The sequence below is a fragment of the Mycolicibacterium sichuanense genome (assembly GCF_033741125.1).
In the GTDB taxonomy this organism is placed as follows: domain Bacteria; phylum Actinomycetota; class Actinomycetes; order Mycobacteriales; family Mycobacteriaceae; genus Mycobacterium.
Genome location: NZ_JAWQPU010000007.1, coordinates 229639 through 240941 on the forward strand (window position 1 = coordinate 229639; position 11303 = coordinate 240941).

11 protein-coding genes are annotated in these 11303 nt (G+C 70.1%); 6 read left to right on the forward strand and 5 right to left on the reverse strand.

From position 1 onward, the window contains the following. Nucleotides 1-39 precede the first annotated feature (39 nt). Nucleotides 40-1041 carry an ABC transporter substrate-binding protein gene (locus SBI80_RS21735; RefSeq protein WP_318976898.1) on the reverse strand — a complete coding sequence of 334 codons (1002 nt, stop codon included), beginning with the start codon at nucleotides 1039-1041 and terminating at the stop codon, nucleotides 40-42. 211 nt (nucleotides 1042-1252) lie between these two features. Between SBI80_RS21735 and SBI80_RS21740 the strand changes: the two genes are divergently transcribed. Next, nucleotides 1253-2146: a mycobacterial-type methylenetetrahydrofolate reductase gene (locus SBI80_RS21740; RefSeq protein WP_318976899.1), complete on the forward strand. Its 894-nt coding sequence runs from the start codon at nucleotides 1253-1255 to the stop codon at nucleotides 2144-2146. Nucleotides 2147-2150: 4 nt separating this feature from the next. Here SBI80_RS21740 and SBI80_RS21745 read toward each other — a convergent pair whose 3' ends face one another. Continuing rightward, nucleotides 2151-3074 (reverse strand): SGNH/GDSL hydrolase family protein, encoded by a 924-nt coding sequence (locus SBI80_RS21745; RefSeq protein ID WP_318976900.1) that lies wholly within the window; start codon nucleotides 3072-3074, stop codon nucleotides 2151-2153. 56 nt (nucleotides 3075-3130) lie between these two features. On the opposite strand from SBI80_RS21745, the gene SBI80_RS21750 reads away from it, so the two are divergent. Together SBI80_RS21750 and hrpA are read left to right on the forward strand one after the other, a co-directional pair. Continuing rightward, nucleotides 3131-3955, forward strand: coding sequence for a PHP domain-containing protein (locus tag SBI80_RS21750; protein WP_318976901.1), 825 nt, complete (start codon nucleotides 3131-3133; stop codon nucleotides 3953-3955). Nucleotides 3956-3977: 22 nt separating this feature from the next. Next, complete coding sequence (gene hrpA, locus SBI80_RS21755; protein WP_318976902.1) at nucleotides 3978-7904, forward strand: ATP-dependent RNA helicase HrpA; 3927 nt, start codon at nucleotides 3978-3980, stop codon at nucleotides 7902-7904. Between the two features lie 78 nt (nucleotides 7905-7982). On the opposite strand, the gene SBI80_RS21760 is transcribed toward hrpA, so the two are convergent. Beyond that, the gene (locus SBI80_RS21760) at nucleotides 7983-8150 is read right to left on the reverse strand and encodes a hypothetical protein (RefSeq protein ID WP_318976903.1); all 168 of its coding nucleotides are present in this window, start codon (nucleotides 8148-8150) and stop codon (nucleotides 7983-7985) included. A gap of 156 nt (nucleotides 8151-8306) precedes the next feature. Here SBI80_RS21760 and SBI80_RS21765 point away from each other — a divergent pair, with 156 nt between their 5' ends. Further along, nucleotides 8307-8753 (forward strand): FAS1-like dehydratase domain-containing protein, encoded by a 447-nt coding sequence (locus SBI80_RS21765; protein ID WP_318976904.1) that lies wholly within the window; start codon nucleotides 8307-8309, stop codon nucleotides 8751-8753. 32 nt (nucleotides 8754-8785) lie between these two features. Here SBI80_RS21765 and SBI80_RS21770 read toward each other — a convergent pair whose 3' ends face one another. Both SBI80_RS21770 and SBI80_RS21775 read right to left on the reverse strand, forming a co-directional pair. Beyond that, complete coding sequence (locus tag SBI80_RS21770) at nucleotides 8786-9658, reverse strand: LLM class flavin-dependent oxidoreductase (RefSeq protein WP_318976905.1); 873 nt, start codon at nucleotides 9656-9658, stop codon at nucleotides 8786-8788. After that, a complete protein-coding gene (locus SBI80_RS21775; RefSeq protein ID WP_318976906.1) occupies nucleotides 9655-10308 on the reverse strand; it encodes an MOSC domain-containing protein in 654 nt (217 codons plus the stop codon). Before SBI80_RS21775 ends, SBI80_RS21770 begins: the two co-directional genes overlap by 4 nt. Before the next feature lie 68 nt (nucleotides 10309-10376). Between SBI80_RS21775 and SBI80_RS21780 the strand changes: the two genes are divergently transcribed. Continuing rightward, nucleotides 10377-11060 (forward strand): GAP family protein, encoded by a 684-nt coding sequence (locus tag SBI80_RS21780; RefSeq protein ID WP_318976907.1) that lies wholly within the window; start codon nucleotides 10377-10379, stop codon nucleotides 11058-11060. A 57-nt stretch (nucleotides 11061-11117) separates the two neighbouring features. Continuing rightward, nucleotides 11118-11300 carry a hypothetical protein gene (locus SBI80_RS21785; RefSeq protein WP_318976908.1) on the forward strand — a complete coding sequence of 61 codons (183 nt, stop codon included), beginning with the start codon at nucleotides 11118-11120 and terminating at the stop codon, nucleotides 11298-11300. The last annotated feature ends 3 nt before the right edge of the window (nucleotides 11301-11303 follow it).

Below are 11303 nucleotides of genomic sequence, written 5' to 3' on the forward strand. Positions count from 1 at the left end.
CGGAATGAGGGCCCGTTGCGTCTGCTCGCGCAGAGGGGGTCAGGCGTTGGAGAGGTCGGCGACCGGCTTGCCGGTCAGCGCATTGCTCAGCTGGGGCACCAGAAGGTTCAGCGCGTAGAGCATCGCGTCGGGTCCGTGGAAGGCGATGGCGCCGCTGAGGGTGGAGTCCGAACCCGCGTACAGCGTGCGTCCGTCACGCACCACGGGAAGACGCTGGAACGCCGGGGCGCCGGCCAGCTGCTCCTTGCTCAGTCCGTTGACGAACAGCGCGTTGCCGTCGAGCAGGTCGAGCTTCTCCTCGGAGACGTCGCCGATGGTGGTGCCGGTGTCCAGACCGAGGCCGTCGAAGATCGCGTTGCGGGGATCGCCCTTGCCGATCACGTAGTGCGCGGTGGGTTCCGAGGTGAAGTCCGACACCAGCTTCTTGCCGGCGAACTCCGGGTGCGCGGTCTTGGCCTCGGCGAACTTGGCGTTGACCTGGTCCACCAGCTGCTGGGCCCGGTCCTGCTTGCCGAGTGCCTTGCCGGTGGTCACGAGCTGCACGTCCCACGGCGTCTCCTCGGCCGGGTAGTCGGCGGACTGCACGATGGTCGGCGCGATCTGCGAGAGCCGGTCGTAGGTCTTGCGGTCGACGGTCTCGTTGATGGCGAAGATGACGTCGGGCTTGGCCGCTGCGATGCCCTCGAAGTTGATGGTGTCGCCGTCGATGCGCGGCACGCCCTTGCCGCCGGTGGCCTGCTGCACCCACGGGAAGCTGTCGTAGTTGTCGAAGTAGCCGCCGCGGCTGCCCACCGGGACGACCCCGAGGGACAGCACGAAGTCCTGGTCTATCCACCCCGCGGTGACGACCCGCTGCGGATTCGCCGGAACCGTGGTCTCACCGAACTCGTGGGTGATGGTGACGCCCCCGGCGGCGGTGCTCGACGTCGGCGCGGGGCTCGAGGAGCTCCCGCAACCGGCGAGGAGTGCGGACCCGAGTGCGATCGTGAAGACGAGGGCAAGGGCTCGACGAGCCCGAGTAGACAGTCCTATGCTCAACATTTGGTTAGGCTAACATTACCTATTCTTGGGATGGTAGGCCACGTCAGGCGCTTTGCCGACGTTGCATCGCAGCGCACGAAACGCGGTTTCGGGACCACTCGGGGAGGATCGGTAGGGTGTCCTCCCGGCGGCCCGAACACCACGGGTCACGCGCAAGGGAGCGCCAAATCAAACCAGTGCATATCCAGTGCATGTCGCAAGGAGCAGTCCCGTGGCCCTGAACACCATCGCGCTGGAACTCGTCCCGCCCAACGTCGACCGGGGGGCCGCCTGGGCCGTCGACGAGGCGCACAAGGTGCTGCAGTTGGCCGTCGACGCCGGCATCGAGGGCCGGATCCGGCACGTCATGATCCCCGGCATGATCGAGGAGGACGACGACCGTCCGATCGAGATGAAGCCCAAGCTGGACGTCCTGGAGTACTGGTCGATCATCCGGCCGGAGCTGCCCGACATGAACGGGCTGTGCACGCAGGTGACCTCGTTCCTGGACCAGTCCGCGCTGCAGGCCCGGCTGGGTGAGCTGCGCGACGCCGGTTTCGACGGCATCGCCTTCGTGGGCGTCCCGCGCACCATGGCCGACGGCGAGGGGGTGGGCGTCGCCCCGACCGACGCCCTGTCGATGTACGAGGCCCTGGTGCCCAACCGCGGTGCGATCCTCATCCCGACCCGCGAGGCAGAGCAGGGTCGTTTCTCCTTCAAGTGCGACCAGGGCGCGACCTACGGCATGACGCAGCTGCTGTACTCGGACGCCATCGTCGGGTTCCTGACCGAGTTCGCCGAGACCACCGAGCACCGCCCCGAGATCCTGCTGTCCTTCGGCTTCGTGCCCAAGATGGAGACGAACGTCGGGCTGATCAACTGGCTCATCCAGGACCCCGGTAACGCCGCCGTCGCCGCCGAACAGGCCTTCGTCAAGGAGTTGGCGGCCGCCGACCCCGCCGACAAGCGCAAGCGGATGATCGACCTCTACAAGCGCGTCATCGACGGCGTCGGCGATCTCGGCTTCCCGCTCAGCATCCACTTCGAGGCGACCTACGGCGTGTCCCGGCCCGCCTTCGAGACCTTCGCCGAGATGCTGGCGTACTGGGCCCCCGATCGCCCCTAGCCCGCTAGGCCGTCACGAACTTGGCCAGCGCCGAGCCGACGGCCGCCGCGCCGTCGGCGTTGGGATGCAACGGTGCCGCCGGCCGCGATGGCGCGAAACCCTCGATGTAGCGGTCCTGCGGAGCTGCGCAGATGTCGTGGCCGACCGACAGCGTCCTGGTGTCGAAGAACTCCGCGCCGTTGGCTTCGGCCACCTGCTCGAGCCGATCGTCCAGCTCGTCGAGCTTGCGCTGGAAGTAGGTGGCGTCGAGCGGGTTGATCGGCTGGGCCGGAAAGCAGCCCTCCGGGCGGACGTAGGTGCCGTAGCCGACCAGGATCACCCGCGCGTCCGGCGCCTTGGCGCGGATCGAGGCGATGAGGCCGGCCCACCGGCTGGCATCGGAGTCGATTGCCTCGGAGATGCCGTCGACGCCGTCGACCACCAGCCCCGGCGAACACGGCGGTACGTCGAGGGCGTCGCGCCGGCACCTGGCCGCGATGGTCGGCAGGTCCACGTCGTTGCCACCGATGGTGACGGTGACCAGCTGGGTGTCGGCCGACACCGCGTCCAGCTGCGGCGGCACCGGGCCGGTGCGGGTGGTCTGTTCGTGGGAGACGAGGTCCTCTGTCCTGGCCCCGCTGCAGGTCACGTCGGTGAACGGCGCCGCGCCGATCCGGCGCGCGAGGACCGAGGGGTAGTCGTTGGTCGACTTCAGGCAACCAATCGGCTGGGCCTGGTCGGGGACCAGCGGCGCGGCGGCTGCCGAGTCGCCCATCGCCACGTAGCTGGGACCGGTGCCGGGAGCCGCATCCTTCGGCTCCGACGCGCTGGTCCGCGGCACCCCGGTGGCGCCGGACGGCCCCGACGGCTGGCCAGCGTCACCGCAGGCCGCCAGCAGGACCGCGACCACGCTGGCAGTCACGGCCCGGCGGATTCGGTTCGAGGCCATCACTCGTTCATACCCGGGCCCCGAGAGAACCCACCGCCCGTGCCACTGTGGGCTGCGTGACGCTTCCCGCCGACAACCACGTGCACTCACAGTTCTCCTGGGACACCGGGCCCAACGCCTCGATGGAGCAGGCCTGCCGCCGCGCCGTCGCCGTCGGGCTGCCGGCGATCGCGTTCACCGAGCACGTCGACTTCACCGATTGGGGTGATGACGACCGGCCGCCGGCGGACGCCCGGATCCACGCCAGGCACCGCGTCCAGCCGGTCGACCTCGACGGATATCTGGCCAGCATCGAGAAGTGCCGCCACCTGTTTCCCGAGGTCCGCATCCTGTCCGGCGTCGAGGCCGGCGAGCCGCACCACTTCGCCGGTAGCGTCGCCGCCGTCCTCGGCACCGGAAAGTTCGACCGCGTACTGGGCTCACTGCACTCGATCGTCCACGACGGCCGCCTGGTCTACGCCAACGACGTGTTCGGCTCGCTGCCCGCCCACGTCGTGGTGCGCGACTACTTCGCCGAGCTGCTTCGCCTGGTCGAGACCTCCGACGTCTTCCAGGTCCTCGCGCACTGCGACTACCCCCGCCGCTACTGGCCCACCCGCCGCGAGGGCCCATATCGCGAGGCCGACTTCGAGGAGGAGTACCGCACGGTGTTCCGGGCGCTGGCCGCCTCCGACCGGCCGCTGGAGTTCAACACCGCCAGCCCGCTCGCCTCGGTGTCGCTGATCCGGTGGTGGTACGAGGAGGGGGGCGGGGCGGTGTCCTTCGGCAGCGACGCGCACGTCCCGCTGCGGGTGGGCGACCAGTTCGAGGTGGCCGTGGACGTGGTGGAGGCGGCCGGCTTCCGGCCGGGCCGCGACGAGTACGACTTCTGGCGCCGCTGAGGGCTCGCCTATCGTTGACTGAGTGTCCGAACCGCCCCGCGTCGAGCCGTCCGAGCTGCGTGCTCGCCTCGACGGGTTGACGATCCGCGACGCCGACCGCCTGCGCCGCCGGCTACGTGGGTTCCGTGGCGCCGACCCGGCGGCGCTCGCCAAGCTCGCCGAGCAATTCACCGCCGCGGAAGCCCTCGTCGCCACCCGGCTGGCCGCCGTCCCCGAGATCACCTACCCCGACCTGCCGGTCACCGACATGCGCGGTGCGCTCGCCACCGCGATCACCGACAACCAGGTGGTGATCGTCGCCGGCGAGACCGGGTCGGGCAAGACCACCCAGCTGCCCAAGCTCTGCCTCGAGCTGGGCCGCGGCATCCGGGGCACCATCGGGCACACCCAGCCGCGGCGGCTGGCCGCGCGCACCGTCGCCCAGCGCATCGCCGACGAGCTGCACGTGCCGCTCGGCGACGCCGTCGGCTACACCGTGCGGTTCAACGACCACGCCAGCGACCGCACCCTGGTCAAGCTGATGACCGACGGCATCCTGCTCGCCGAGATTCAGCGCGACCGCCGCCTGCTGCGCTACGACACGCTGATCCTCGACGAGGCCCACGAACGCAGCCTCAACATCGACTTCCTGCTTGGCTATCTGCGGGAGCTGCTGCCCCGGCGGCCCGACCTGAAGGTGATCGTCACCTCCGCGACGATCGAACCGGAGCGATTCGCCGCGCACTTCGGCTCCGACGCGGGCCCGGCCCCCATCGTCGAGGTGTCCGGTCGCACCTATCCCGTCGAAATCCGTTATCGCCCACTGGAAGTGCCCGCGGTGACCGATGGCGACGAGGATCCCGACGACCCGGACCACGAGATCGTCCGCACCGAGGTCCGCGATCAGACCGACGCGATCGTCGATGCCCTGGCCGAACTGGCCGACGAACCGCCGGGGGACGTGCTGGTGTTCCTGTCCGGCGAACGCGAGATCCGCGACACCGCAGAGGTCCTGCGGGAGGCGCTGCCGTACGCCGAGGTGCTGCCGCTCTACGCGCGGTTGCCGACGGCCGAACAGCAGAAGGTCTTCGACCGCGGCAGCGGTGGGCCGCGCCGCGTGGTGCTGGCGACCAACGTCGCGGAGACCTCGCTGACGGTGCCGGGGATCCGCTACGTCGTCGACCCAGGCACGGCCCGCATCTCCCGCTACAGCAGGCGCACCAAGGTGCAGCGGCTGCCCATCGAACCGATCTCGCAGGCGTCGGCGGCGCAGCGGGCGGGCCGGTCCGGGCGCACCGCACCCGGTGTCTGCATCCGGCTGTACTCCGAGGCCGACTTCCAAACTCGGCCCCGCTACACCGATCCCGAGATCCTGCGGACCAATCTGGCCGCGGTGATCCTGCAGATGTCGGCGCTCGGTCTCGGAGACGTCGAGGCTTTCGGGTTCCTCGATCCGCCGGATGCGCGCAGTGTCCGCGACGGCGTCCAACTGCTACGCGAACTGGGGGCCTTCGACGAGGAGGGTGCGATCACCGAGCTGGGCCGCCGCCTGGCGCGCCTGCCGCTTGACCCGCGCATCGGCCGGATGATCCTTGCCGCCGACGCCGAGGGGTGCGTGCGCGAGGTGCTGGTGCTGGCCGCCGCGCTGTCGATCCCCGATCCGCGGGAGCGGCCGACCGACCGCGAGGAGGCCGCGCGGCAGAAGCACGCCAGGTTCGCCGACGAATTCTCCGACTTCACCTCCTACCTGAACCTGTGGCGCTATCTCGGTGAGCAGCGAAGAGCGTTGTCGGGCAGTGCCTTTCGCCGGATGTGCCACGCAGAGTTCCTGCACTACCTGCGAATCAGGGAATGGCAGGACCTCACCGGACAGCTGCGCAGCATCGCCAGGGACCTTGGCATCCGGGAGAGTGACGACCCCGAGCCCGCCGACCCGGCCAAGGTGCACGCCGCGTTGCTGGCCGGGTTGCTGTCGCACGTCGGGCTGCGCGAGGGCGACGGACGTGAGTACGCCGGTGCGCGCAACTCGAAGTTCGTGCTCGCGCCGGGCTCGGTGCTGACCAAGAAGCCGCCGCGCTGGATCGTCGTCGCCGACCTCGTGGAGACCAGCCGGCTGTTCGGGCGGATCGCGGCACGCACCGAACCCGAGACGGTCGAACGCGTCGCCGGGGATCTGGTGCAGCGCACCTACAGCGAACCGCACTGGGACGCCAGGCGCGGTGCCGTCATGGGGTATGAGCGGGTCACCCTGTACGGGCTGCCCCTGGTGACCCGCCGGCGCGTCGGTTACGCCACCGTCGACCCGGTGGTGGCGCGGGAGATGTTCATCCGGCACGCGCTGGTCGAGGGGGACTGGCAAACGCGGCACCACTTCTTCCGCGACAACGCCCGGCTGCGTGAGGAACTGACCGAGCTCGAGGAGCGGGCCCGGCGGCGGGACCTGCTCGTCGACGACGACGAGATCTACGCGCTCTACGACGCCAGGGTGCCTCCGGAAGTGGTCTCGGCGAGACACTTCGACGGGTGGTGGAAGAAGCAGCGGCACCGCACGCCGGATCTGCTGACGTTCACCCGTGCGGACCTGCTGCGCAACGAGGACGACGCCGATCGCCCGGACACCTGGCAGGCCGACGACGTGTCACTGCCGCTGACCTACCGCTTCGAGCCGGGGCGCACCGACGACGGCGTCACCGTGCACGTCCCGGTGCAGGTGCTGGCGCGCCTCGGTGGCGACGAATTCGCCTGGCACGTACCGGCATTGCGTGAAGAGCTGGTCACCGCGCTGATCCGGTCGCTGCCGAAGGACCTGCGCCGCAACTTCGTTCCCGCACCCGACACCGCCCGGGCGGTAGTCGGCTCGCTCGATCCGAGCGCGGGCTCGCTGCTGGATGCCCTGCAGCGCGAACTCCGGCGCCGCACCGGGGTGCAGGTGCCGATCGACGCGTTCGACCTGACCAAGCTGCCCGACCATCTGCGCGTCACGTTCGCCGTGGAATCCGACGACGGCATCGAGCTGGCCCGCGGCAAGGACCTCGAGGCCCTGCAGGACCAGCTCGCGGCGCCGGTACGCCATGCCGTCGCCGAGGCGTTCGCCGGCGATCTGGAGCGCCGCGGTCTGCGGTCGTGGCCCGACGACCTCGACGAGTTGCCCCGCGTCGTTCAGAGCGCGGGCGGCCGGCGCGCCGTCCGCGGTCATCCCGCCCTGGTCGACGCGGGCGCCGGCGTCGACATTCGGGTGTTTCCGACCCCCGGCGAACAGGCGGCCGCGATGGGACCGGGCACCCGCCGCCTGCTACGCCTGGCGGTTCCATCGCCGGTCAAGGCCATCGAGAAGCAACTCGACATGCGGGCCCGGCTCACGCTGGGGGCGAATCCCGACGGCTCGCTTACCGCGCTGCTGGAGGACTGCGCCGACGCCGCGGTGGCGGTGCTCGCACCGAAACCGGCGTGGAGCCGGGCCGAGTTCGTCGCGCTGCGCGACCGGGTGGCGACGGCGCTGCCGTCGACCACGCGCGACGTCCTGCACCGGGTGCAGCGGGTGCTCGGCGCGCTGCACGAGGTCCAGGTCGCTCTGCCGGCCACCGTGCCGCCCGCCCACGCCGACGCCATCGCCGACATCCGTGCCCAGCTGGCCGCGCTGCTGCCCGTCGGGTTCGTCAGCGCCACCGGCGCCACGCATCTACTGGACCTGGCGCGCTACCTCGACGCCATCGGCAGGCGGCTCGAGCGGCTGCCGCACGCGCCGACCGCCGACCGGGAGCGGATGGCGCGGGTGCACGCCCTGCAGGCCGACCATGCCCAACTCGTCGCGGCGCTGTCACCCTCGCGGGCGTCCGCCGAGGACGTGCGGGACATCGGGCGGCTGATCGAGGAGTTCCGGGTGAGCCTCTGGGCCCAGCAGCTCGGAACGGCGCGACCGGTGAGCGAGCAGCGCATCCACCGCGCGATCGACGCCGTCACTGCGTCCTAGGCCGGACATGCGAAGGGGGCATCCGCCGCGGCGGATGCCCCCTTCGTCGTCCCTCTCGCGAGGACCGGAGTCTGAGACTCAGCGACTCTGATGGACCGTGGTGTCCACGTGCGGGACGTTGACGGTCGGGGTGATGTCGTTGATGAACGCGTGATGGTCGATGTCGGCTTGCGCGGCACCCGAGAAACCGAGGGCGCCCGCGGCGAAGCCGCCGGCGAGGATCGTTGCGAGTCCAAACTTCTTCATGTTCAACATGTCGTCTTCCCTTCATCTCGAACGTGTTCGAGCCGTTGCGGTAATGCTCCGATTCGGACGCTCTGTGTGGTTGAACCGGCAACGGAGACGATTGATTCCGCGTGTGTCGTGACGCACATCGGGGGCCACCGACTAGCGTGGCGTGCCATGGCACTGTCGCCCGACATCGTCGGACTGGAGTACGAGTACCCCGACTACTTCACGGTGGGGCGGGAGGAAGTGCGTCAGTACGCGGCGGCGGTGAAGAACCTCGATCCGTCCTACGTCGACGAGGGGGCCGCCGCCGAGCTCGGGCACCCCGCCCTGCTGGCTCCGCTCACCTTCATCTCGATCCTCGGCTACCGGGCCCAGATGGCGTTCTTCGACCACGAGGACATTCCCATCCGGGACGAGAAGATGATCCAGGCCGAACAGGGGCTGAAATTCCTCAAGCCGATCAAGGCGGGGGACCGCTTGCGTTGCCGCATCCGGATCGACGCGCTGCGGCAGGCCTTCGGGGCGGACGTGCTGGTGCTCAAGAGTTGGATCACCAACCAGGACGGTGAGCTGGTGCAGGAGGACTACACCATCATGGCCGGCCGCAGCGAGGGCTGAGAACCGCACGGCCCCTTGGGGTATCGAGCCGCTCAGTGAAGGAGGCGGCGTACCTCGCCGGCCGCGGTGATGAACGTAAGCATCTCGTCCTGCGAGCCAAGGGGTTGCAGCGCAATGGCATCCACCCCGGCGCCGCGGTAGGGGCGAAGGCCGAGCGCGATGCCTTCGGCGCTGCCGCCGACGCCGAACTGGTCACCCGCCGCTACCTCCTGGCGCGCCGCTTCCTCGGCCAGGATTCGGGTGGCGTCCACCCCCGGTGCGCACGCCACGAACTGCACGGTGCGGAACGGCTCCCGGCCATCGGCCTCGTCCCGGCCGGCGGCGACGTGCCCCAGCGCCTCGAGCACCGTGCGGGTGGAGTAGCGGCTGTCGATGACGACCCCGTCGGCGATCTCCCCGGCCAGTCGCAGCGTCTTGGGCCCGGTGCCGCCGATCAGGATGGGGAGCCGCCGCTGGGGCGGGAACAGCAACTCGACCTCGGAGAGCCGGACGTAGCGGCCCTCGACCGTGACGCGCTCACCGGCCAGCAGCCTGCGCAGCGCGGTGACGTACTCCCGCAGCAGGGCCATCGGAGAGGCCACCGCGGCGCCTGCCTGGTGCATCCAGCTCTGCACGCCGTGGCCGACCGCGAGCTGGACCCGGCCCGGGAACATCGCCTCCAGGGTGGCGAATTCCATCGCCGTGGCTGCGACGTTGCGCAGCGGCGCGGGCACGAGTCCAACGCCAACGCTGAGTCGCTGCGTGGCTGCGAGTGCCACCGCGACCTGGGCGATGCCGCCCTGCTGGAAGCAGTCCTCCCACAGCCACAGTTCGTCGACGCCTGCGGTCTCCACTGCCGCCGCGACCCGTCGCAGTCCGTCGGGCGCGAAGTCCGGACGATGGATCACGCCGAGTCGGGTGCTCACCGCGCGGCCCGACGCTGGGCCTGGTCCTTGATGTCCTGGGGCAGGGCGTCGACGGTGAGGAGCTCTGGCAGCAGGTCCGGGTCGAGCATCAGCGCACGGTAGACGAACGCGATGGTGATGCCGTGGGCGGGCCGCTCGAGGACCTCGACGTCGTCCCCGGCCCGAATCGACCCCGGTTCGATCACCCGCAGATAGGCACCCGGCGAACCGCCGTGGGTGAAGGTCTTGATCCAGCCGGCGATGCCGAGCCGGTTGGCGAAGGTCTTGCAGGGCGTCCTCGGCGAGGTCACCTCGAGTAGGACTCCGTCGGACCCGATGCGCCACCGCTCACCGATGACGGCCTCGCTGACGTCGACGCCGGAGGTAGTGACGTTCTCGCCGAAGGTCCCGTTGCTCAGCTCGCGGTCCAGCCGCTTCTCCCACGCATCGAGATCCTCACGCGCGTAGGCATATACGGCCTGATCGTCACCGCCGTGCAGCTTGCGGTTGCCGATCACGTCACCGACGATGCCGCTGCCGAGGCCCCCGCGCATCGGCCCCGGCGCGCGCACCTCGACGGGTTGACCCGTCGGACGCTTGTCGATGCCCGTCTTCGGCCGACCGCCGCCGTCCTCGACGTATGCACTGTTCACCGTCAACACCGCTGCCACGTCTCGAGGGTAGTTGGGGCCCGACGAGTACGCCCCGCGGCCGGCACTGCCGTAGGTTCTCCAGTGTCATGCTCGGTCTCCTGCTCCCGCTCCTCGGCTTCGCCCTCCTCGACTCGCTGAACGTGCTGAACCTGGGAGTGACGTCGGCCGTCGTCTACGACAGCCGACTGAGCCGCAGGTCGGCGCTACCGGGCGGGTTGAGCTTCGTCGCGGGTGTCTTCGTGGCCACGGCGTCGTTCGGGCTACTGACCGTGGTCGGGATCACCTTCGTGACCGGTCGGGTGGAGTTCGACGTCACGCCCACCATCCGCTACTGGGGTCAGCTGGTCCTTGGTCTGGTGCTGATCGCCGTCGCGAGCCTGTCGGGTGCGGCACGGCCCACCCCTCCGCTGTGGGCGCTTAACATGGCGCGCCGCAACCCGTGGCTGTTCGCGATCGTGGGTCTGGTCATCGGCGCGGGCCAAGCCGTCACCTCGGTGCCCTATCTGACCACCCTCACGATGCTGTCCGCGCGCCACCCGCTGCCGACGCTGTGGCCGGTGCTGATCCTCTGCTACTGCGCGGTGGCGCTCCTGCCGTCGGTGGCCGTGCTGGCGCTGTCGACCCAGCGGACGATCCGGGCCAGGCGCGTGCAGCGCAACATCGTCCGGGTGACCACCCGCTACGGGCCGGTGACGGTGCGAGTCCTGTTCCTTGGGGTCGGAATCGTGCTGGTCGCCGGAGCGCTGTGGAACTACCGCGTGCTCTTCTGAGCCGTCCGCGCGGAAAATCGATTGCCCACCACGCCTCGGTGCGCGTTGACTGAGGCCATGGATCAGGGGGAGAGGGCACTGCTGACGGGTCTGCCCGAGGTAGGTCCCAACGTGCCGGCGCCGGGTTGGAACAGCCTGTGGCAGAACGCCGTTGGCAGCGCGCTGGGGCGTGATGCAGTGGCGGTGCGACAGGCGGGCGGGAGGGACGCGGCGACGATCTGGGCGGAGCTGTCGCGGTAGGTG